This is a genomic window from Pseudomonas sp. Mb7 (assembly GCF_054790525.1).
Map to the genome: position 1 here is coordinate 1,086,018 of NZ_CP186501.1, position 20,637 is coordinate 1,106,654.

The 20,637-nt window shown below is 59.8% G+C and carries 20 protein-coding genes; 14 read left to right on the forward strand and 6 right to left on the reverse strand.

Translation table 11 applies throughout. The features are described 5' to 3' along the window. Window positions 1-50 precede the first annotated feature (50 nt). The 8 genes from cobU to ACOYXH_RS05005 all read left to right on the forward strand — a co-directional run bounded on the left by cobU (window position 51) and on the right by ACOYXH_RS05005 (window position 5,507). The gene (gene cobU / locus ACOYXH_RS04970) at window positions 51-572 is read left to right on the forward strand and encodes a bifunctional adenosylcobinamide kinase/adenosylcobinamide-phosphate guanylyltransferase (RefSeq protein ID WP_095051083.1); all 522 of its coding nucleotides are present in this window, start codon (window positions 51-53) and stop codon (window positions 570-572) included. Then, complete coding sequence (gene cobT, locus ACOYXH_RS04975) at window positions 569-1,624, forward strand: nicotinate-nucleotide--dimethylbenzimidazole phosphoribosyltransferase (protein ID WP_460063536.1); 1,056 nt, start codon at window positions 569-571, stop codon at window positions 1,622-1,624. The genes cobU and cobT overlap by 4 nt, the downstream gene beginning before the upstream one ends. Next, on the forward strand, window positions 1,621-2,196 hold the full coding sequence (gene cobC / locus ACOYXH_RS04980; protein WP_460063538.1) for an alpha-ribazole phosphatase family protein: 576 nt from the start codon (window positions 1,621-1,623) through the stop codon (window positions 2,194-2,196). Before cobT ends, cobC begins: the two co-directional genes overlap by 4 nt. 1 nt (window position 2,197) lies before the next feature. Then, complete coding sequence (locus ACOYXH_RS04985; protein ID WP_095051086.1) at window positions 2,198-2,929, forward strand: adenosylcobinamide-GDP ribazoletransferase; 732 nt, start codon at window positions 2,198-2,200, stop codon at window positions 2,927-2,929. Between the two features lie 176 nt (window positions 2,930-3,105). After that, entirely contained in the window at window positions 3,106-3,510 is a 405-nt protein-coding gene (locus tag ACOYXH_RS04990; RefSeq protein ID WP_007919794.1) for a MarR family winged helix-turn-helix transcriptional regulator, read from the forward strand. Between the two features lie 53 nt (window positions 3,511-3,563). After that, complete coding sequence (locus ACOYXH_RS04995) at window positions 3,564-4,772, forward strand: MFS transporter (protein WP_093440060.1); 1,209 nt, start codon at window positions 3,564-3,566, stop codon at window positions 4,770-4,772. Further along, on the forward strand, window positions 4,769-4,891 hold the full coding sequence (locus tag ACOYXH_RS05000; protein WP_256573964.1) for a hypothetical protein: 123 nt from the start codon (window positions 4,769-4,771) through the stop codon (window positions 4,889-4,891). The genes ACOYXH_RS04995 and ACOYXH_RS05000 overlap by 4 nt, the downstream gene beginning before the upstream one ends. Window positions 4,892-4,946: 55 nt before the next feature. Continuing rightward, the gene (locus tag ACOYXH_RS05005; protein ID WP_095051087.1) at window positions 4,947-5,507 is read left to right on the forward strand and encodes a glutathione peroxidase; all 561 of its coding nucleotides are present in this window, start codon (window positions 4,947-4,949) and stop codon (window positions 5,505-5,507) included. Between the two features lie 210 nt (window positions 5,508-5,717). Here the strand turns inward: ACOYXH_RS05005 and ACOYXH_RS05010 are convergent, their stop codons facing one another. The 3 genes from ACOYXH_RS05010 to ACOYXH_RS05020 all read right to left on the reverse strand — a co-directional run bounded on the left by ACOYXH_RS05010 (window position 5,718) and on the right by ACOYXH_RS05020 (window position 8,117). Further along, window positions 5,718-6,989, reverse strand: coding sequence for an OmpP1/FadL family transporter (locus tag ACOYXH_RS05010; protein ID WP_460410299.1), 1,272 nt, complete (start codon window positions 6,987-6,989; stop codon window positions 5,718-5,720). A 146-nt stretch (window positions 6,990-7,135) separates the two neighbouring features. Further along, window positions 7,136-7,618: a hypothetical protein gene (locus ACOYXH_RS05015; protein ID WP_095051089.1), complete on the reverse strand. Its 483-nt coding sequence runs from the start codon at window positions 7,616-7,618 to the stop codon at window positions 7,136-7,138. A 274-nt stretch (window positions 7,619-7,892) separates the two neighbouring features. Then, window positions 7,893-8,117, reverse strand: a complete 225-nt coding sequence (locus tag ACOYXH_RS05020) for a hypothetical protein (RefSeq protein WP_003214941.1) — start codon at window positions 8,115-8,117, stop codon at window positions 7,893-7,895. A gap of 964 nt (window positions 8,118-9,081) precedes the next feature. Here ACOYXH_RS05020 and ACOYXH_RS05025 point away from each other — a divergent pair. Both ACOYXH_RS05025 and ACOYXH_RS05030 read left to right on the forward strand, forming a co-directional pair. Further along, window positions 9,082-9,405 carry an SEL1-like repeat protein gene (locus ACOYXH_RS05025; RefSeq protein WP_095051090.1) on the forward strand — a complete coding sequence of 108 codons (324 nt, stop codon included), beginning with the start codon at window positions 9,082-9,084 and terminating at the stop codon, window positions 9,403-9,405. A gap of 175 nt (window positions 9,406-9,580) precedes the next feature. Next, window positions 9,581-10,945 carry a DNA recombination protein RmuC gene (locus ACOYXH_RS05030; RefSeq protein WP_177409299.1) on the forward strand — a complete coding sequence of 455 codons (1,365 nt, stop codon included), beginning with the start codon at window positions 9,581-9,583 and terminating at the stop codon, window positions 10,943-10,945. 87 nt (window positions 10,946-11,032) lie between these two features. On the opposite strand, the gene ACOYXH_RS05035 is transcribed toward ACOYXH_RS05030, so the two are convergent. Further along, window positions 11,033-14,503 carry a hybrid sensor histidine kinase/response regulator gene (locus ACOYXH_RS05035; protein WP_220558347.1) on the reverse strand — a complete coding sequence of 1,157 codons (3,471 nt, stop codon included), beginning with the start codon at window positions 14,501-14,503 and terminating at the stop codon, window positions 11,033-11,035. Between the two features lie 258 nt (window positions 14,504-14,761). Next, window positions 14,762-15,304, reverse strand: a complete 543-nt coding sequence (locus ACOYXH_RS05040; protein ID WP_038364021.1) for a TetR/AcrR family transcriptional regulator — start codon at window positions 15,302-15,304, stop codon at window positions 14,762-14,764. 91 nt (window positions 15,305-15,395) lie between these two features. Here ACOYXH_RS05040 and ACOYXH_RS05045 point away from each other — a divergent pair, with 91 nt between their 5' ends. From ACOYXH_RS05045 to ACOYXH_RS05060, 4 genes are all read left to right on the forward strand, one after another. Then, complete coding sequence (locus tag ACOYXH_RS05045) at window positions 15,396-16,583, forward strand: MFS transporter (protein ID WP_460410300.1); 1,188 nt, start codon at window positions 15,396-15,398, stop codon at window positions 16,581-16,583. Between the two features lie 50 nt (window positions 16,584-16,633). After that, window positions 16,634-16,945: a cupin domain-containing protein gene (locus ACOYXH_RS05050; RefSeq protein WP_095051094.1), complete on the forward strand. Its 312-nt coding sequence runs from the start codon at window positions 16,634-16,636 to the stop codon at window positions 16,943-16,945. Between the two features lie 105 nt (window positions 16,946-17,050). Next, window positions 17,051-18,202: a TDT family transporter gene (locus ACOYXH_RS05055; RefSeq protein ID WP_095051102.1), complete on the forward strand. Its 1,152-nt coding sequence runs from the start codon at window positions 17,051-17,053 to the stop codon at window positions 18,200-18,202. 99 nt (window positions 18,203-18,301) lie between these two features. Next, window positions 18,302-20,176, forward strand: coding sequence for an MFS transporter (locus ACOYXH_RS05060; protein ID WP_095051095.1), 1,875 nt, complete (start codon window positions 18,302-18,304; stop codon window positions 20,174-20,176). A 114-nt stretch (window positions 20,177-20,290) separates the two neighbouring features. Here the strand turns inward: ACOYXH_RS05060 and sugE are convergent, their stop codons facing one another. Beyond that, on the reverse strand, window positions 20,291-20,605 hold the full coding sequence (gene sugE / locus ACOYXH_RS05065; RefSeq protein WP_003223093.1) for a quaternary ammonium compound efflux SMR transporter SugE: 315 nt from the start codon (window positions 20,603-20,605) through the stop codon (window positions 20,291-20,293). Between the last annotated feature and the right edge of the window lie 32 nt (window positions 20,606-20,637).

Consider the following 20,637-nt stretch of genomic DNA (forward strand, 5'->3'; position numbering starts at 1 on the left):
GCTCGCGATAGCGCCAGTCGGCTCAACCCATAATTTTCAGGATATCCCCCATGCTCCAACTGATCCTCGGCGGCGCCCGCTCCGGTAAAAGTCGTCTGGCCGAAAAACTCGCCAGCGATAGCGGCCTGGCGGTGACCTATATCGCCACCAGCCAACCCCTCGATGGTGAGATGAGCGACCGCGTCGCCCACCACCGCGCGCGCCGTCCCGTCGAATGGGCGCTGATCGAAGAGCCGCTCGAATTGGCCCGCGTCCTGCGCGAATCCGCCAGCGCCGAGCGTTGCCTGCTGGTCGATTGCCTGACCCTGTGGCTGACCAACTTGCTGATGCTCAATGACGCCGAACGTCTCGCCGCCGAGCGCGAAGCCCTGCTCGACTGCCTGGCCTTGCTGCCGGGGGAAATCATTTTTGTCAGCAACGAGACCGGAATGGGTGTCGTGCCGCTGGGCGAATTGACTCGCCGCTACGTCGATGAAGCCGGTTGGCTGCATCAAGCTCTGGCTGAGCGCTGTCAGCGTGTTGTCCTGACTGTCGCCGGCCTGCCCCTGACTCTGAAAGGACCTGCGTTATGACTCAAACCTGGTGGCTGAATCCGTGTAAACCGGTCGATCTGAACGTTGTTGAACAAGCGACGGCGCGGCAACAGCAATTGACCAAACCGGCAGGTTCGCTGGGATGTCTGGAATCGGTTGCGGTGCAACTGGCCGGTCTGCAAGGCCAGGTCAAACCGACGCTGGCTCAGGTCTGGATTGCGATTTTTGCCGGTGATCACGGCGTGGTCGCTGAAGGTGTTTCGGCGTTCCCGCAGGAAGTCACCGGGCAGATGCTGCTCAACTTTGTCAGCGGCGGTGCGGCGATCAGTGTGTTGGCGCGGCAGCTCGGTGCGCAGCTGGAAGTGGTTGATCTGGGCACGGTGAATCCAGCGCTGAACCTGGCGGGTGTGCGCCACTTGAATATCGGCCCGGGCACGGCCAACTTCGTGCGGGGCGCGGCGATGACTCAGGCTCAAGGCGAGCTGGCATTGCAGGCCGGTCGCGACAGTCTGTTGCGGGCGAAAGCCGCAGGCACACAGTTGTTCATCGGTGGCGAAATGGGCATCGGCAACACCACCGCCGCCAGCGCCTTGGCCTGTGCTTTGCTCGATTGCCCGGTGGCACATCTGACGGGTCCCGGCACCGGGTTGAATGCCGAAGGCGTCAGCCATAAAGCGCAAGTGATCGAGCGCGCATTGGCGTTGCACGCCGCGCAACGGGGCGATGCCTTGCAGACCCTGTTCAATCTTGGTGGTTTTGAAATCGCGGCGCTGGTCGGCGCGTATCTGGCGGCGGCTCAAGAAGGTGTTGCAGTATTGGTCGACGGCTTTATCTGCACGGTCGCTGCGCTGGTTGCGGTGCGCTTGAATCCGGACTGCCGCGAGTGGTTGTTGTTCGGTCACCGGGGCGCCGAGCCGGGCCATCGCCATGTGCTGGAAACGCTGAAAGCTGAGCCGTTGCTGGAACTCGGTCTGCGTCTGGGTGAGGGCAGTGGCGCCGCGTTGGCGGTGCCGTTGTTGCGTCTTGCTTGCGATCTGCACGGGCAGATGGCGACCTTCGCCGAAGCGGCGGTGGCGGATCGTCCGGCATGACGCTGCAGCTGGATCTGATGCGTCATGGTGAAACTGAACTCGGCGGTGGTTTGCGCGGCAGCCTCGACGATGCGCTGACCGAACGGGGTTGGGCGCAGATGCGTGCGGCGGTAGTCGAAGGCGGGCCGTGGCAGCGGATTGTCAGTTCGCCATTGCAGCGTTGTGCGCGCTTCGCCGTCGAACTGGGCGAACAGCTGAGTCTTCCGGTGCAGCTGGACCAGGATCTGCAGGAGCTGCATTTCGGTGCATGGGAAGGGCAGAGCGCAGCGGCGTTGATGGAAACGGACGCCGAGGCCTTGGGGCTGTTCTGGGCTGATCCGTATTCCTTTACTCCACCGCAAGGTGAGCCGGTCAGCGCGTTTTCCTCGCGAGTGTTGGCAGCGGTTGCGCGCCTGCACACTGCGTACGCCGGTGAGCGGATTTTGCTGATCAGTCATGGCGGCGTGATGCGTCTGCTGTTGGCGCAAGCGCGAGGGCTGCCACGCGAACAACTGCTCAATGTCGAGGTCGGGCATGGCGCAATGTTTGCGCTGACGGTCGAGGTTGACGGTTCACTCAAGGAAGGTCACTGACATGTTGCCGCTGTGGATCGCCCTGCAATTTCTCAGCAGCCTGCCGATTCGCCTGCCGGGGATGCCCGAGCCGGAGCAACTTGGGCGGTCGTTGCTGTTTTATCCGCTGGTGGGATTGCTGTTCGGCGTGATCCTGTGGGCGCTGAATCTCGCCTTGAGCGGCGCGCCGTTGTTGCTGCATGCGGCATTGCTGTTGACGGTTTGGGTGGTGCTCAGCGGCGCACTTCATCTGGATGGTCTGGCTGACAGCGCCGATGCCTGGCTCGGCGGCTTTGGTGATCGCGAGCGTACGTTGACGATCATGAAAGACCCGCGCAGCGGGCCGATTGCGGTAGTGACGCTGGTGCTGGTGTTGCTGCTCAAGTTTGCTGCACTGCTGGCGTTGATCGAGCAAGGGCATGGGCTGGCGTTGATCATTGTGCCGCTGCTCGGGCGGGCGGCGCTGTTGGGGTTGTTTCTGACGACGCCGTATGTGCGTGCAGGCGGGTTGGGGCAGGCGTTGGCTGATCATCTGCCGCGCAAGGCCGGATGGTGGGTGCTGGGCTTGAGTGCATTAGTCTGCGTGCTGATTGCCGGATTCAGTGCCGTCGTTGCGCTGATGATCGCTGTCGGTGTGTTTGTCTGGTTGCGGCAGGTAATGATGCGGCGGTTGGGCGGGGCGACGGGCGATACGGCGGGGGCGTTGCTGGAATTGCTGGAGATGGTGGTGTTGGTTGGATTGGTTTTGATCTGACAGTTTTGGATTGTCTGTGCTGGCCTCTTCGCGAGCAGGCTCGCTCCCACAGGGGGATCGCATTGCAAATGTAGGAGTGAGCCTGCTCGCGATAGCGGTGTGTCAGGCGCCACAAATGTTATGGGTAAACTCATCTGTAACTTGATTTAACATAGTCGCGGGTATATACACGCATCATGCTTCCTTCTCAGTGTTTGTGCACCAACCTGCGTCGCGCCGCTCGTGGCGTCAGCAGGCATTACGACGGCGCTCTCGACGGCTTCGGGATCAACGTTGCCCAGTATTCTTTGCTGTGCAATCTGCAGCGTCTGGATCAACCGAGCATTTCCGAACTCGCCGAGGCGATGGGTCTGGACCGCAGCACCCTCGGGCGCAATCTGCGGGTATTGGAAGGCGAGGGGCTGGTGGCGCTTGCCGAAGGCGAGGACATGCGCAACCGTATCGTCAAACTCACCGAGACCGGCGTGCAACGCCTGGCAGCGGCACTGCCGGCCTGGGAAGCAGCGCAGCAGCGGTTGATCGACCGACTGGGCGCCGAGAAGCGTGAAACCTTGCTCAGATTGCTGGATGAACTGGCCTGAGGCCGGTTTTTTCCAAACTCAAGCGGGTATATACCCGCAAGCGGAGAATAACAATGACATCGATGTGGCGTACGTGCGGTTGGGTGTTGCTGGGGAGTGCGCTGATCCTGGCGTTGTCATTGGGCGTGCGGCACGGCTTCGGGTTGTTTCTGTCACCGATGAGCGCTCAGTTCGGCTGGGGAAGAGAGGTGTTCGCCTTCGCCATTGCCTTGCAGAATTTGATCTGGGGCCTGGCGCAACCGTTTACCGGTGCATTGGCTGACCGCTTCGGCGCGGCAAAAGTGGTGCTCGTCGGTGGGGTGCTCTACGCGGTGGGTCTGGTGTGCATGGGCCTGTCTGATTCGGCGGTGACGCTATCACTGAGCGCTGGCCTGCTGATCGGCATTGGTCTGTCCGGCACCTCGTTTTCGGTGATCCTCGGCGTCGTCGGCCGCGCGGTGCCGCCGGAAAAACGCAGCATGGGCATGGGCATTGCCAGCGCCGCCGGCTCTTTCGGCCAGTTCGCTATGTTGCCGGGTACCCTCGGCTTGATTGGCTGGCTCGGCTGGTCGGCGGCGTTGTTGGTATTGGGCTTGCTGGTGGCGCTGATCGTGCCGCTGGTGAGCATGCTCAAGGACAAGCCGCTGCCGGTGCTTGGCCATGAACAAACCCTGTCCGAAGCGTTGCGTGAAGCCTGCTCGCATTCCGGGTTCTGGCTGCTGGCGTTTGGTTTTTTCGTTTGCGGTTTTCAGGTGGTGTTCATCGGTGTGCACTTGCCGGCCTATCTGGTCGATCAGCATCTGCCGGCCAGTGTCGGCACCACGGTGCTGGCGTTGATCGGGCTGTTCAATATCTTCGGCACCTACACCGCCGGCTGGCTCGGCGGACGCATGTCCAAGCCGCGCTTGCTCACCGCGTTGTATCTGCTGCGCGCAGTGGTGATCGTGTTGTTCCTGTGGCTGCCGGTGACGACCACGTCGGCGTACCTGTTTGGCATGGCCATGGGTTTCCTGTGGCTGTCGACGGTGCCGTTGACCAACGGTACGGTGGCGACCTTGTTCGGGGTGCGAAACCTGTCCATGCTCGGTGGCATCGTGTTCCTCTTCCATCAGTTGGGATCGTTCCTTGGCGGCTGGCTAGGCGGGGTGGTGTATGACCGAACCGGGAGTTATGACTTGATCTGGCAAGTGGCGGTTCTGCTGAGCCTGCTGGCAGCCGCGCTGAACTGGCCGGTGCGCGAGCGTCCGGTCGCACGCCTGCAAGCCGCAGCGAGCGCCGCATGAGCCGATTCTGGCGACGATTGGCCATCACTGCACTCGGCGCCGCTGTGCTGGCGCTGGTGTGGTGGGGCTGGCAGCAGGGCGGCCTGGCCTTGATGCAGTTGGGCATGAGCATTTGCTAGAAGCGGGCATGACGAGTAACGTCGAATCCTGAACGACTGCTCAAGGATGCTCGACATGCTGATGCGCTGGTGTGCTGTTCCCGCGTTGCTGATGGCGTTGACTGGTCTGGCCCAGGCCGCCGACTGTCCCGAATTGCTGCAAGGCTCACTGCCCAAGTTGCGAGCCAAGGAATCCATTGATCTGTGCAAGCAATACGCCGACAAGCCACTGGTGGTGGTCAATACGGCGAGCTTCTGCGGTTTTGCGCCGCAGTTCGAAGGCCTTGAGGCGCTGCATAAACGCTACGAAGGGCAAGGTTTGCAAATGCTCGGGGTGCCTTCCAACGACTTCAAACAGGAGTCCAAGGACAGCGCCGAGACTGCCAAGGTCTGCTACGCCAACTATGGCGTGACGTTCAATATGACCGAGCCGCAGAAGGTTCGTGGTGATGACGCTACGCATCTGTTCCAGATATTGGCGGCACAGAGCAGCGCACCGAAATGGAATTTCTATAAATATGTGGTCGATCGCCAAGGCAAGGTGATCGCCAATTTTTCCAGTCTGACCAAGCCGGATGATCCGGAGTTTATCGCCGCGATCGAGAAGGCTATCGCCTCGAAACCGCTGAAGCCATAGCGCTGTTTTTTTGTGGGAGCGAGCCTGCTCGCGAAAGCGATCTGCCAGTCGACAGGTGTATTGGTTGATACACCGCCTTCGCGAGCAGGCTCGCCCCCACGCGGGAAGTGTGTTGTGGTGGTGAGCAAAATCAAGGCATCAAAAAAGCCCCGCCTCTGCAAAGAGAGCGGGGCTTTTTTGTAGGCGAGGGGTTAGCCTCGCCGTGCAGCATCAGAAGCGGTAAGTAGCGCCGACACCGAAACCGTTTGCCGAGTTTTCATACTTGGCATCGTAGGTCTGACCACGGTTGTTTTCGTTGCGGATCTTGACCGACTCTTCCTTCAGGTACGAGTAGGCGACATCGATGGTCAGGTCGTCGGTCGGGCTCCAGCCGGCACCGATACTGAAGATGGTGCGGTCGCCAGTCGGAATACGTGGCGAACGGTCTTCGTTATTGGTCGGCGACTGGTCGAACGTCAGGCCGGTACGCAATACCCATTCCTTGTTCAACTGATACGACGTACCCACGGCGTAGGCCCAGGAGTCATGCCAGTTCTGGTCTTCGTTGATCGAACCGAACTGACCGGCCAGCAGCGGCTGTACCCCGGAGTTCTTGACGGTGATTTTTTCCAGCTGGCTCCAACGGGTCCAGGTGGTACCGGCATAGACGTTCCAGCGATCGTTGATTGCCTGGGTGACCGAGAAGTCGATGGATTCAGGCGTGGTGATCTTCAGCGAAGCGTCGTATTTCTGGTTGGCGCCCAGACCGATTGCGCCGAGCACACCGTAGTTGACCTTGGTGTTGCCTTCGAGCTTGTAGTCGACTTTCGAGTGGTAAGTCAGACCCAGGCGCGTGGTATCAGTGGCTTGTACCAGCACGCCGACGTTGTAGCCCAGCGCGGTGTCGTCACCCTTGATCTTGACCTTGCCGTCCGGGAACGCCGGAGAAATCGACAGATTGGACTCCAGCGAGCCGTCGATGCGGTTGATGGTCGGACCGAAACCGATCGATACCTTGTCGTTGAAGGCGTAGCTGACAGTTGGCTGGAATGTGATCACTTGTACTTCGGACTTGCTGCCGAAGTAACGGCCGGCAAAGCCTTTTTCGTAGTCGGTAATCAGGCCGAACGGCACGTACACGCCCAGGCCGAATGCCCAGTGCTCATCAATTGGTTTGACGTAGAAGCCCATAGGTACAGCGGTGAAGGGCACCATGTCGCCTTTGTTGCTGCCGCCGTTGGGGCTGGAACTGGCGTTGCTGATATCGGTATGAGCATCGACAACGGCTACACCGCCGGTGACTTGTTCGCGCTTGATGCGCGACATGCCGGCAGGGTTGCCATAAACAGTGCTTGCGTCGTCTGCAGAAGAAGATCGCCCGGCAAAACCAGTCCCCATCGCACTGATGCTTTGTTCGTTGAGGGCAAAGCCGGCCGCGAAAATTTGAGTGGAGGCAAGGGTAACGGCGAGGCTAAGGGTGGTTTTGAGCATGACTTTTTTCATTATTAGAACTCCTGGTGATCACCGGGGCGAAAATTACCAACATTTTCGCCCTAGCGCTATAGCTCGTATGCCTTGATTTAGAGCGGTTTTGTAGGACAATCCGACCAGATTCGCGACCTGTTGGCAGATCTTTTGAAACCAGACGGTCAGCAAGCGACCTGATTCACCGTTGAAACACAGGTGTGCCAGGCGTAAGTGAAGTCGCGCAGACGACCTTGGGGTTGGAAGGTCTGGCGCCAGATGCGCGCCATTCCCAGTAAATCGCTGGAATCGGGGAGTGTGGGGTTTTGTTCTTCTACCAGCAGCCAGGCAATGGCCGTGGCGTAACGCAGATTTACTGTCAATTCCAGGTGCGGACCGGTCAGGAAGGCATGCTGACTGGCGAGGCCACGAACCAGGCTGGCACGTTCCGGATCGAGCGCCAGATAATCATCCCAAAGGGCCTGGTGGCGATGCTCGGCGATACGGTAGAGGCCGTGGCCACGGCGGTCATGGAGGGCGGAACCCAGGGCAGACTGGCTGGCGGCGATGCCCAGCAGGAGAGATTCGGCGGTCGCGCTGTGGCGTCCCAGATAAATCAGCGTAGGACGGATCACGTAGCGGCACAGTTCGCTGGCAGCGATACCCATAACACCCTCGGTTCTTGTTATTAATGGCGAGTCCTGAAAGGGGGCTTGGCAGCTATGGATCGGTTCAGGCTCGCCGCAAGCGGATCATACCGCTTGAGTTGAAGTGTAGTGTCATATTCGCGACGTAAAGGACTGTTTTTAAAATATTTCCCGCTGCGGGGAATATCCGTTATATCCGATGGTACTTAGCCGCTGAGGGGTAAAAGCGAAACATCAGGCAATAAAAAGCCCCGCATTGTGTGCGGGGCTTTTGCTTTTGCAGCCTTTTCGGCTCTCAGGCAACCAGTGCCTGACGGGTACGATCGATCACGGCCTGCAGCGGTTCAGCGCTGGAGTACTGATCGGGGTACAGACGCTCGCTGTGGCGGGCGATACCGTGTTCGTTGACCAGTGTGAAGCTGAAGCAGCCTTTGCGAGCGGCCATGATCAGGCAGTTCATTGGTGCAAAAGCGTTGGTTAGGGTGCGAATGGCATCCTGAGTATGGATTTGAGTAGACATAGTTATTAGGTGTTCCTACAAATGACACGGATAAGAACCGTGCAACGTTAAAACGTTCCAGTAACGTCGACCACCATTGGTCGAACGAAGAACCCGACTGGAACAAAGCAGCCAGTTTGAAGCGCTATTAAGTTGGCGCGCTTGGGCTGGCAGGTAGGTACTTAGGAGGGCAGGCATCACAACGAGGGCAAAGGTTCTGGGCCCGGGGTGAAGATCCTGATCAATTTGCAGGTTGGTTCGGTCAGAGTAAGTGTTCTTCGCAACACCCTTCACGTCATTGGAAGGCTGTGTTGTCGCAAGATTTACCTGGAAACCATCGAGGGGTCGTTCCCGCTTTTTTCGGTAGAGCTTCTTGGAAGAAGGCAGACCGTGGGGATGTGTTCGACCGGAATTGACTTTCAGCTTGGTACTAACGCCGCGGATACTAACGGATCGAAACGGGTAAAGCAAACTTCGTGTAGAAAAACATTGCAGACGCCGATTGAGTCTGCTTTGGGGGGGGCGATGAATTGCCCGCATTTAGCGCAGCTAGTGACCGTCGGTCGGTGAAGATTTGTTCATCAAGTCCCGTGCCAGACCGGTTTATCCCCAGACCGGTTAGCAAAACGACCCGAAAAAGCGCATCGATATAACCGGGTAACAGGTACTTGTGCACATTAGTTGCGCAAGCTGTAACGGCACTGTCATACCAATCCTGACTCCACTGGCTGCCTGCATCGAAAGTTTAAGTCAATGAAAAACATCGCTTTTTTTTGTTGGTGAAAAAATCGTCAGTTTGACTGCGAGCCCCATTCCATAAGGCTTTGCGACGGTTGGAGGGCGGTTGTCCACTGAGTTATCCACAGCTTCTGTGGATTGTCCCGAGCGCTTGCTCTAGGACGGGCGTGCCGGGTTGTTTTTCGACTTTACCTGTAAGAAAAAGAGAGTAGAGTGGCGCGCCTTCCGATTCGTCCCACAGTGCTTTATGAAGTTTCGCTCAGTATCAGACTCTGTTACCTCACAACCTTCTCCTGTTACCCCGCCCAAGCGATTTTCTGTTCGCGTCGCAGAATGGCTGCTCGACAGCCCGCGCCTGAGCGACAGTCATAATGCCAAACACATCGCAGGGTGTTTGCTCAAACAACCGGCGCGTGAAGGCGTGGTGGCTGCGCAAAGCCGCCTCGGTCAGTTGATGTGCCGTGAGTGCGGTAACGCCCGGGATCGTCGCATCGGTCAGGATCTGCTGCGCCAGGCCGCTCGCGCCGGTGACCGTCGTGCGCAACAGGAACTCGGTCTGCTCGAAGACTGAGCTGTCCAAGACCTGACACCTTGGTTAACCTTCAGGCTTTATAAGATCGGCGGGAGTGGCTATGGCGATGGACTTGACCAGCGTATTGCTGGGGCTTGCGGGGGCGGGATTGCCACTGCTGGCGCTGGCCTGGCAACTGCAACGCCGGGCGAGCAATGGCCAGGCCGAGGTCGCCTTGCTCGAAGAGCGACTGGCCATGGCGCAACTGACGCAGGACGGACTCAACGCGCAGCTCGACGCGAGCCGCGATGAAGTTGCCGATCTCGGCCAGGCCAACGCCGCCAAGCAGGCTGATCTGGCAGCGCTGCGCCGGGAAGTCGAGCTGCTGCAGATCGAGCGTGATGACGCCCGCGATGCCTCCCACGCCTGGAACCTCGAACGCGCGAACAAGGAAGCTGAGCTGCGCCGCCTCGACGCACAAGCCGCTTCACTGAACGCCGAACTGCGCGAGCAACAGGAAAGCCACCAGCAACGCCTCAACGACCTGCAAGGCTCGCGCGATGAACTGCGTGCGCAGTTTGCCGAACTGGCCGGGAAGATCTTCGATGAGCGTGAGCAGCGCTTTGCCGAGACCAGTCAGCAGCGGCTCGGGCAGTTGCTTGATCCGCTCAAGGAGCGCATCCAGTCCTTCGAAAAACGGGTGGAAGAAAGTTATCAGGCCGAGGCCCGCGAGCGCTTCTCGCTGGCCAAGGAGCTGGAACGTTTGCAGGCGCTCAATCTGCGCCTGAGCGACGAAGCCACCAACCTCACCCGCGCCCTCAAAGGCCAGAAAACCCAAGGCAACTGGGGCGAGCTGATTCTTGAGCGCGTGCTCGAACACGCCGGTCTGGAGAAGGGCCGCGAGTATCAGACCCAAGTTAACCTCAAAGGCCCGGATGGCGAGCGCTTCCAGCCTGACGTGATCATTTATCTGCCGGGCGACAAGCAAGTGGTGGTGGACTCCAAGGTGAGTCTCACCGCCTATCAGCAATACGTTGCAGCCGACGACGACACCCTCGGGCAGATCGCGATCAAGCAGCATGTATTGTCGTTGCGCAATCACGTCAAAGGCCTGGCCGGCAAGGATTACAAACGTCTTGAAGGCCTGCACAGCCTCGATTTCGTTTTGCTCTTCGTGCCGATCGAGGCCGCATTTTCGGCAGCTTTGCAGGCTGAGCCATCGCTGTTTCAGGAAGCCTTCGACCGCAACATCGTCATCGTCAGCCCGACGACGTTGCTGGCGACTTTGCGGGTGATCGACAGTCTGTGGAAACAGGAGCGCCAGAGCCAGAACGCGCGGGAAATCGCCGAGCGCGCCGGGTGGCTGTACGACAAGTTCGTGCTATTCATTCAGGATCTTGACGAGGTCGGCAACCGCCTGCAGCAACTGGACAAAGCCTACAGCTCAGCGCGCAACAAGCTGACAGAAGGGCGCGGTAATCTGGTCAGTCGCAGTGAGCAGCTGAAATTGCTCGGCGCCCGGGCGAGCAAGAGCTTGCCGGCGGATTTGCTGGAGCGGGCGATGACCGATGTCGATGGTCTCGTCGAACTTCCTGAATAAAGATCAAAAGATCGCAGCCTCCGGCAGCTCCTACAGGATGTACGCCATACCAATGTAGGAGCTGCCGGAGGCTGCGATCTTTTGCTTCTATAGCGGCAAGTACCGACTCAACAACGCCCGCAACGCCGCCGGCTTCACCGGTTTGGGCAGATAATCCAGCCCCGCCGCATGCACCTGGGCGACCATCTCCGGTCGCCCGTCAGCGCTGATCACTACCCCCGGCACCGGCTCACCCAGGCTCGTGCGCAACCACGCCATCAGCTCAGTGCCGGTATCGCCGTGGTCGAGGTGATAGTCGACCAACGCCAGTTGCGGCCGCACGCCGTCATTTAACAGCGCAGCACATTCTTCGCGATTGCGCGCTGTCCACACCTGACAGCCCCAGCGACTGAGCAGGCTGTTCATGCCGATCAGAATGCTGTCTTCATTGTCGATGCATAGCACCCGCGCGCCGCTTGGCAACCTGCCATTCATTTCGGCTGCAGCGCTTGCCGGTTGGGCCTGCGAGCGGGCAAGCGGCACGCTGACGCTGAACACACTGCCGCGACCCGGCCACGAGCGCACCCGCAAGGTGTGACCGAGTACCCGGCACAAACCATCGGCGATTGCCAAACCCAGGCCGAGGCCTTTTTCAGCGCGGGTCTGATGACTGTCGAGGCGTTTGAACTCTTCGAAAATCACTTGCTGTTTATCTTCCGGGATCCCTGGCCCGCGATCCCACACCTCCAGACACAATTCGCCGCCGCGCCGCCGCACGCCCAGCAGCACCGGGCCTTTGGCGTAGCGGAAAGCGTTAGTCAGGAAGTTCTGCAAAATGCGCCGCAGCAATTTGATGTCGCTGTCGATACGCAGATGGCTGCCGCGCACCCGGAACTTCAAACCCTGTTCCTGCGCCAGTGCCTTGAATTCCGCGCCGAGCGTGTCAAACAGTTCATTGACCGCAAACGCCTTGCGGTCCGGGTTGATCTTGCCGTTTTCCAGACGAGAAATATCCAGCAGATCGCTGATCAGGTCCTCGGCCGAACGCAGTGAGCTGTCGAGGTGCTGCACCAGTTTCTGCGCCTCGCTGCTCAAGCCGTCGTCCTGATGGGAGAGGGCGGCGGAGAACAGCCGAGCGGCGTTCAGCGGTTGCATCAAGTCATGGCTGACCGCCGCGAGAAAGCGGGTTTTCGACTGGTTGGCGGCTTCGGCGGTGCCTTTGGCTTCAGTCAGCGCGACATTGAGTTGCGACAGCTCCTGGGTGCGTTCGCTGACCCGTTGTTCCAGCCCTTCATTGGCTTCGGTCAGTGCCTGCTCGGCTTCGCGGAACGCGGTGATGTCGGTGAAACTCATGACGAAACCGCCCCCCGGCATCGGGTTGCCGATCAGTTCGATCACCCGGCCGTTGGGGAACAGCCGTTCAGAGGTGTGCGCGCGGCCCTGACGCATCCAGTGCAAGCGGCGGGCAACGTGGACTTCCGCTTCGCCGGGGCCGCACAGGCCGCGCTCGGCGTTGTAGCGAATGATGTCGGCAATCGGCCGACCGACGCTGATCAAGCCGTCGGGGTAGTTGAACAGCTCCAGATAACGACGGTTCCAGGCCACCAGTTTCAGTGACTGGTCGACCACGCTGATGCCTTGGGTGATGTTCTCGATCGCACCCTGCAGCAAGGCACGGTTGAACTGCAGCACCTCGGAGGCTTCGTCGGCGATGCGCACGACGTCCTCCAACTGCATTTCCCGACCTTCGATGGCGGCTTTTACCACTGCGCGCGTCGACGAAGCGCCGAGTACACCGGCCAGCAAGCGCTCGGTATGGGCGATCCACTCGCCGTCGGCATTCTGGTTGGGGTTGAAGCCTTTGCCCTGGCGATAGGCGAAGCGAATGAAGCTCTGGCGCGCACGTTCCTCACCGACAAAACGCGCGGCCAATTGCAGCAAGTCGTCGATTTGCACCGCCAGCATCGAGCGTGCGCTCGGCCGCGCACTGATCTCCTGACCGATGAAACGTCCGGCCTGCCAGTGTTCCGATACGCGGGTACGCGACAGCACCGAAACCCAGGCGAACAGAGTGAAGTTGCCGGCCAGCGACAGCACTACGCCTTGGGTCAGCGGGGTAATCGGCAGGTTCAGCGGATTGCTGTGCAACCACGCCAGCCCTGGAAAACTGCTTAACGACCAGCCAAGGCTGTGCGCGGCGATCGGCAGGATCAAGGTGTAGAACCACAGGAAAGTACCGGCGGCCAAACCGGCGAAAACGCCGCGCCGGTTGGCCTGTTTCCAGTACAGCGCACCGAGCATGGCGGGCGCCAGTTGAGTCACGGCGGCGAACGCGATCTGGCCGATGGTCGCCAGGCTTGCGGTCGAGCCGAGCAAGCGATAGCTGACGTAGGCCAGCAACAGAATCACGACGATGCTGACGCGGCGTACCGAGAGCATCCATTGGCGGAACACTTCGAACGGGCGCTCGGCGTTATTGCGCCGCAGCAGCCACGGCAACAGCATGTCGTTGGAGACCATGGTCGACAACGCCACACTGGCGACAATCACCATGCCGGTCGCCGCCGACGCGCCACCGATAAACGCCAGCATGGCTAGCGCCGGATGGGCCTGCGCCAGTGGCAGGCTGATCACGAAGGAGTCGGGCAGCACATCGCGTGGCAACAGCATCTGACCAGCGAGCGCGATCGGCACGACAAACAGCGCGGCCAAGGCCAGATAGGCCGGAAATACCCATTTGGCCAGGCGCAGATCTTGCGGGTCGATGTTCTCAACCACGGTGACGTGGAACTGCCGGGGCAGGCAGATGATCGCCATCATTGCCACGCCGGTCTGCACCACCATCGACGGCCAGTTGATGGTTTCTTTCCAGTATTCCTCGAGACGCGGGGCGAGCATGGCCTGGTTGAACAGGTCATCGAAACCGTCATACAGGCCATAAGTGACGAAAGCGCCGACGGCGAGAAAGGCGAACAGTTTGACCAGCGATTCGAAAGCAATCGCCAGCACCATGCCACGGTGGTGTTCGGTGGCATCGAGGTTACGCGTGCCGAAGACGATGGTGAACAGCGCCAGCACCAGCGACACGATCAACGCGGTGTCCTGGGCGCGAGTGCCCATGGCGTCGGCACCGGCGCCGATCAGCAGGTTCACGCCGAGGACGATGCCTTTGAGTTGCAGGGCGATGTAGGGGAGGACGCCGACCAGACAGATCAACGCCACGACCACCGCCAGCGATTGCGATTTGCCGTAGCGCGCGGCGATAAAGTCAGCGATGGAGGTGATGTTCTCCTGTTTGCTGATCATCACCATTTTCTGCAGGACCCACGGCGCGCCGACCAACAGCAGAATCGGTCCGAGGTAAATCGGCAGGAATGACCACAATTGCTCGGCGGCTTGACCGACAGCGCCGAAGAACGTCCAGCTGGTGCAATAAACCGCCAGCGACAGGCTGTACACCCAGGCACGCACGCGCGGCGGCAACGGCGCGCTGCGGCGGTCGCCGTAGAAGGCGATGGCGAACATGATGGCCATATAGGCCAGGGCGACGGCGGCGATCAGCCCGGTGGACAGCGACATGCAACACTCCCGACAAAAGACTCCCCGGCACTCCTGCCCGGGCGGACAGTCTCGCATGCGCGGGGCGGTTAGTCAGTGTCGACCAAGGTCGTGGCGTGGTGGGGTGTCGCAGGTTTGAATGGAGGCGTTGTGCGTTGACATTGCCAGGCATCGAACCCTGTAGGAGCTGTCGAGTGAAACGAGGCTGCGATCTTTTGATTTTTCAAAATCAAGATCTAAAGATCGCAGCGTGCCGCAGCTCCTGCATGAATATCGGCGTCAGTCCTGACGCAACGCAATATCAATCAGCCGATGCAGTTCATCCACCTCCAGCGCCGCCGCCGAAAACAGAATCCGGAACACCACCGGTGCGACCACCAGATTGATCAGCCGATCAACACTCGGAGCCACTTCATCCGGATGCCGCTCAATGATCGTCTGCAACTGCGCGCCAATGATCGTCACGCAATAGCCCGGCGTAGCACTGGCCTGCACGTCGCGCATCATGTTGCGCCCAGGCTCCGAACTCATCTCATCGAGATACTGCTCAGCCCACGCACGAATATCACTGCGCAAGCTGCCGGTTTGCGCCGGTTCGCTGTCCGGACGCATGCGGGCGAGGGCGACGTCGGCCAACAATGCCGACAGGTCACCCCAGCGCCGGTAAATCGTCGACGGTGTAACGCCTGCACGCGCGGCGATCTGCGGGACGGTCACGCTCGAGCGCTCCTGTTCTTGCAGGAGCGCACGGACTGCCGAATGAATTGCATCTTGCACCCGGGCACTGCGGCCGCCGGGGCGTAAACCTTCTTTAATAGCCATGGCGCAGACCTTAACACAAAGAATTTGCTTTAAGCGCGAGGCAGTAGCACACTCCGCAAAAGCAAAAAATTAGCTTTTGCGGAGTGCGCCCATGACCAGCCTTGCTTCCAATCGATCCAGCCTGTGGTTTCTGGCGATTACTTTACTGAGTTTTCTCGCCGCCTCCACAGCGCCAACGCCGCTGTATCACCTGTATCAGGATCAGCTGCACTTCTCGGCAACCATGCTGACGCTGATCTTCGGCGTCTATGCGCTCAGTCTGTTGGTGGCGCTATTAACTGTCGGCTCGCTTTCCGATCACCTGGGACGCAAACCGGTGATCTTCACCGCCGTGCTGCTCAACGCGTTGGCGATGTTGCTGTTTATCTACGCCGACAGCGTGGCGTGGCTGATCAGCGCGCGTGTTCTGCAAGGGTTTGCCACCGGCATGGCCACCGCTGTTTTAAGCGCGACATTGCTCGACGCCGATCGTCAGCAGGGGCCGCTGATCAACAGTGTGGCTCCGTTGCTCGGCATGGCCTTGGGCGGCATGGGGTGCGGTTTACTGGCGGAGTTTGCGCCGGCACCTATGCAGCTGACCTATTGGCTGCTGCTCGCACTGTTTGTATTGCAAGGCATTTATGTCTGGCGCTTACCGGAAAGCGTCACTCCGCAAGCGGGGGCGTGGGCCTCGTTGCGGCCGACACTGCACGTGCCGATTCAAGCGCGGGCCACCTTGTGGCGCGTGTTGCCACTGAACACGGCAACCTGGGCGCTCGGCGGTTTCTACGCCTCGTTGGCACCGTCATTGGTGCGCACCGCCACCGGTTCGACTTCCAATCTGATCGGCGGCGCAACCGTGGCCGCCCTGACAGTGACCGGTGCATTGATGATTTTCACGCTGCGCAATCGTCCCGCCGCACGGGCGTTGCAGTTGGGTGCGAGCCTGCTGCCGATCGGTCTGGTATTGATTCTGCTGGGCGTGCACAGCGCCAGCCTGTCGCTGTTTTTCCTCGGCACGCTGGTGGCCGGTTGCGGCTTTGGCTCGGGATTCCTCGGCGCCGTGCGCAGCCTGGTGCCGCTGGCCTTGCCCCATGAGCGGGCAGGATTGATGGCGGCCTATTACGTGCTCAGTTATCTGGCGTTCTGCCTGCCGGCGTTGCTCGCCGGGCACTTGTCGCGTAGCTACGGTTTGCTGGCAACCACCGATGGTTACGGGGTGGTGTTGATCGTGTTGGCCATTGGTGCGCTGTTACTCAGCCTGCGCCCAGCCGCAGCCAAAGTGTGCCGCGCTCCATAACCCCCTCGATTTCGGTTAGCCTTGCCCAGCCTTCTCTCACGGATCGCCCCATGAAGATTATCCGCAGCAAGACCTTCACTGCCGAGCGCGCCTGGGGCGCGCTGGACATCGCCAACATGAACGGCATCACCACGCGCCTGCACTGGACGGATCAGCCGTACAAATGGCACATCAACGATGGTGAGGAAGTATTTGTGGTGCTCGATGGCCAAGTGCTGATGCATTACCGCGATCTGGGCGAAGAAAAACAGGTGCAGCTTGAGGTCGGTGACATCTTCTATGCGAGTGTCGGCACCGAGCATGTCGCCCATCCGCAAGGCGCAGCGCGGATTCTGGTGATCGAGAGCGAAGGCAGCGTCTGACTGCTTATTGGTAAAACAGATAACAGTTAGAGAAATTACCCGTTATATAGATATTCGATTCGGTTCTACCATGGACTCAACCTCACCAGAGGAGAGGACTCCATGATGACTTGCCCCAACAGCGCCAAACCCGGCATCAAACCGTTCCGCCAGCTTCAGCACCCGCGTGAAGTGATTCGCCAGTTCACCCCCAACTGGTTCGCCGCGACCATGGGCACCGGTGTGCTGGCGTTGGCGCTGGCGCAACTGCCATTGGCCATTCCAGGCCTGCACGCTATCGCCGAAGGTTTGTGGTTGTTCAACATTCTGTTATTCAGCCTGTTTACCGTCGCATACGCCGCGCGCTGGATGCTGTTCTTCGACGAGGCCCGGCGGATTTTCGGCCACTCCACGGTTTCGATGTTCTTCGGCACGATTCCCATGGGCCTGGCGACCATCATCAACGGCTTTCTGGTGTTTGGCTTGCCGCGCTGGGGTGACGGCGTGATTCACCTCGCCGAAGTGCTGTGGTGGATCGATGTGGCCATGTCGCTGGCTTGCGGCGTGTTGATCCCTTACATGATGTTTACCCGTCAGGAACACAGCATTGATCAGATGACCGCCGTCTGGTTGCTGCCGGTCGTGGCGGCAGAGGTGGCGGCGGCCAGCGGTGGTTTGCTCGCACCGCATCTCACCGATGCCCACTCACAACTGGTGATACTGACGACGAGCTACGTGCTCTGGGCCTTTTCCCTACCGGTAGCATTCAGCATTCTGACCATCCTGCTGCTGCGCATGGCCCTGCACAAACTGCCCCACGAAAATATGGCGGCGTCGAGCTGGCTGGCCCTCGGCCCGATCGGCACCGGTGCGCTGGGCATGTTGCTGTTGGGCGGTGATGCGCCGGCGATATTCGCGGCGAACGGTCTGCCCGGTATCGGTGAAATCGCCTCGGGTGTGGGGCTTATTGCCGGGATAACCCTGTGGGGCTTCGGGCTGTGGTGGATGCTGATGGCGCTGCTGATCACCGTGCGTTACTTGCGTGACGGCATCCCGTTCAACCTCGGCTGGTGGGGCTTCACCTTCCCGTTGGGCGTGTATTCGCTGGCAACTCTGAAACTGGCGAGCACCCTGAACCTGACGTTTTTCAGTGTCGTCGGCACGCTGTTGGTGATGTTGCTGGCGCTGATGTGGCTGATCGTCGGCAAACGTACCGTGCAAGGCGCCTGGCGGGGCGAGCTGTTTGTCTCGCCGTGCATCGCTGGTTTGAAGAAATAACCTGAAAAGTTTAGGTAAGGTGTGGCCTGGATCGCGGTTCGAGAATCCAATAAGCAGTACCCAGGCCTCTCTACCTTAAACATCAGGGAAACACGGAAGATGAGTCACCCCTCACAGTTCAACCTGCTGCGCACCCGGCGCTTCTTGCCGTTCTTCATCACGCAGTCGCTCGGCGCGTTCAACGACAACGTGTTCAAACAGTCGCTGATCCTCGCCATTCTCTATCGGCTGACCATCGAGGGTGACCGTTCGATCTGGGTCAACCTGTGTGCGTTGCTGTTTATCCTGCCGTTTTTCCTGTTCTCGGCACTGGCCGGGCAGTTCGGGGAAAAATTCGCCAAGGACGCGCTGATCCGTCTGATCAAGCTCGCGGAAATCGCGATCATGGCCGTAGGATCGGTCGGTTTTCTCTTCGATCACTTGTCGCTGATGCTGGTGGCGCTCTTCGCCATGGGTACCCATTCGGCGCTGTTCGGGCCGGTGAAGTATTCCATCCTGCCGCAGGCCTTGCGCGAGGATGAGCTGGTGGGCGGCAACGGCCTGGTGGAGATGGGCACGTTTCTGGCGATTCTTGCCGGGACGATTGGTGCCGGGGTCATCATGTCCTCTTCGCACTATGCACCGTTGGTGTCCTGCGCCATCGTCGGGATCGCCGTGCTGGGTTATCTGGCCAGTCGCAGCATTCCGCGCGCGGCGGCATCCTCCCCGGAGATGCGCCTGAACTGGAACATCTTCAGTCAATCGTGGGCCACGCTGAAGCTCGGTCTGGGCCAGACGCCAGCGGTGTCGCGCTCGATTGTCGGCAACTCGTGGTTCTGGTTTGTCGGGGCGATTTACCTGACGCAGATTCCCGCCTACGCCAAGGAATGGATGCACGGCGATGAGACTGTGGTCACCCTGATTCTCACCGTGTTCTCGGTCGGGATTGCGCTGGGTTCGATGCTTTGCGAGAAGCTGTCCGGGCGCAAGGTCGAGATCGGTCTGGTGCCGTTCGGTTCGTTCGGTCTGACCGTATTCGGTTTGCTGCTGTGGTGGCATTCCGGCGGGATTCCCGACAGCGTCAGCGGCCACAGCTGGATTGAAGTGCTGGGCTTCGTGCACACCTGGGCGGTGTTGGTCGACATCCTCGGCCTCGGCATTTTCGGTGGTTTCTACATCGTGCCGTTGTATGCCTTGATCCAGTCGCGCACCGCCGAGAACGAGCGGGCAAGGGTGATTGCCGCCAACAACATTCTCAACGCACTGTTTATGGTGGTCTCGGCCATCGTCTCGATTGTGCTGTTGAGTGTGGCCAAGCTGTCGATCCCGCAGTTGTTCCTGGTGGTGTCGCTGCTGAATATTGGCGTCAACGCCTACATCTTCAAAATCGTCCCCGAGTTCAGCATGCGCTTCATGATCTGGCTGCTCAGCCATTCCATGTACCGTGTCGAGCACCGCAACCTTGAAGCCATTCCGGATGAAGGCGCGGCATTGCTGGTGTGCAACCACGTGTCGTTTGTCGATGCGTTGTTGATTGGTGGCGCGGTGCGTCGGCCGATTCGCTTTGTCATGTACTACAAGATCTACAACCTGCCGGTGCTGAACTTTATCTTCCGCACGGCGGGGGCGATTCCGATTGCCGGACGGAATGAAGACATCCAGATCTACGAAAAGGCTTTCACCCGGATTGCTCACTATTTGAAGGCCGGTGAGTTGGTGTGCATCTTCCCGGAAGGCAAGTTGACGGCGGACGGCGAGATGAATGAGTTCAGGGGCGGGCTCACGCGGATTCTCGAAGAGACACCGGTGTCGGTGATTCCGCTGGCGTTGCAAGGGCTGTGGGGGAGTTTCTTCAGTCGCGATCCGAACAAAGGGTTTTTTCACCGATTGTGGTCGCGGGTGACGTTGGTGGCAGGAGCGCCGGTGGGCGTTGATGCTGCTGAGCCGGCGAAGTTGCAGGGGTTGGTCGGGGAGTTGCGCGGGGCAGTTAGATAGCCGGCGATTTTAAGGTCCTCTTCGCGAGCAGGCTCGCTCCCACATTCGATCGCGTTCCGTCAGAGGAATACGATCAACTGTGGGAGCGAGCCTGCTCGCGAAAGCGGTAGTGGCTTAAGCGCTGACCTTAAGCCCAATCAACCCGGTAATGATCAACGCCACACTGGCCAGCCGAATCAACGCCATCGACTCGCCAAACAGGATGATTCCGGCAATCACCGTGCCCACCGCACCGACGCCGGTCCAGATCGCATAGGCGGTGCCCAACGGCAATTCCTTCATCGCAAGGCCGAGCAGGCCAAGGCTGATGGCCATGGCCGCAACGGTCAGAACGGTGGGGAGCGGGCGGGTGAAACCGTCGGTGTATTTCAGGCCGACGGCCCAGCCGACTTCAAACAGGCCGGCGAAAAACAGAATGATCCAGGACATGAAAGACCTCCATCGATAGACGGGGTCGTCCC

Excerpts from the sequence above, each read along its gene's own strand:
- ACOYXH_RS05050 (WP_095051094.1), top strand. The coding sequence starts at position 16,634 with ATGAAGATTATCCGCAGCAAGACCTTCACTGCCGAGCGCGCCTGGGGC.
- ACOYXH_RS04985 (WP_095051086.1), top strand. The coding sequence starts at position 2,198 with ATGTTGCCGCTGTGGATCGCCCTGCAATTTCTCAGCAGCCTGCCGATT.
- ACOYXH_RS05000 (WP_256573964.1), top strand. The coding sequence starts at position 4,769 with ATGAGCCGATTCTGGCGACGATTGGCCATCACTGCACTCGGCGCCGCT.
- ACOYXH_RS05015 (WP_095051089.1), bottom strand. The coding sequence starts at position 7,618 with ATGGGTATCGCTGCCAGCGAACTGTGCCGCTACGTGATCCGTCCTACG.
- ACOYXH_RS05055 (WP_095051102.1), top strand. The coding sequence starts at position 17,051 with ATGACTTGCCCCAACAGCGCCAAACCCGGCATCAAACCGTTCCGCCAG.
- ACOYXH_RS05035 (WP_220558347.1), bottom strand. The coding sequence starts at position 14,503 with ATGTCGCTGTCCACCGGGCTGATCGCCGCCGTCGCCCTGGCCTATATG.
- cobU (WP_095051083.1), top strand. The coding sequence starts at position 51 with ATGCTCCAACTGATCCTCGGCGGCGCCCGCTCCGGTAAAAGTCGTCTG.
- cobT (WP_460063536.1), top strand. The coding sequence starts at position 569 with ATGACTCAAACCTGGTGGCTGAATCCGTGTAAACCGGTCGATCTGAAC.
- sugE (WP_003223093.1), bottom strand. The coding sequence starts at position 20,605 with ATGTCCTGGATCATTCTGTTTTTCGCCGGCCTGTTTGAAGTCGGCTGG.
- ACOYXH_RS05025 (WP_095051090.1), top strand. The coding sequence starts at position 9,082 with ATGAAGTTTCGCTCAGTATCAGACTCTGTTACCTCACAACCTTCTCCT.
- cobC (WP_460063538.1), top strand. The coding sequence starts at position 1,621 with ATGACGCTGCAGCTGGATCTGATGCGTCATGGTGAAACTGAACTCGGC.
- ACOYXH_RS05005 (WP_095051087.1), top strand. The coding sequence starts at position 4,947 with ATGCTGATGCGCTGGTGTGCTGTTCCCGCGTTGCTGATGGCGTTGACT.
- ACOYXH_RS05020 (WP_003214941.1), bottom strand. The coding sequence starts at position 8,117 with ATGTCTACTCAAATCCATACTCAGGATGCCATTCGCACCCTAACCAAC.
- ACOYXH_RS04995 (WP_093440060.1), top strand. The coding sequence starts at position 3,564 with ATGACATCGATGTGGCGTACGTGCGGTTGGGTGTTGCTGGGGAGTGCG.
- ACOYXH_RS05010 (WP_460410299.1), bottom strand. The coding sequence starts at position 6,989 with ATGAAAAAAGTCATGCTCAAAACCACCCTTAGCCTCGCCGTTACCCTT.
- ACOYXH_RS05040 (WP_038364021.1), bottom strand. The coding sequence starts at position 15,304 with ATGGCTATTAAAGAAGGTTTACGCCCCGGCGGCCGCAGTGCCCGGGTG.
- ACOYXH_RS05060 (WP_095051095.1), top strand. The coding sequence starts at position 18,302 with ATGAGTCACCCCTCACAGTTCAACCTGCTGCGCACCCGGCGCTTCTTG.
- ACOYXH_RS05045 (WP_460410300.1), top strand. The coding sequence starts at position 15,396 with ATGACCAGCCTTGCTTCCAATCGATCCAGCCTGTGGTTTCTGGCGATT.
- ACOYXH_RS04990 (WP_007919794.1), top strand. The coding sequence starts at position 3,106 with ATGCTTCCTTCTCAGTGTTTGTGCACCAACCTGCGTCGCGCCGCTCGT.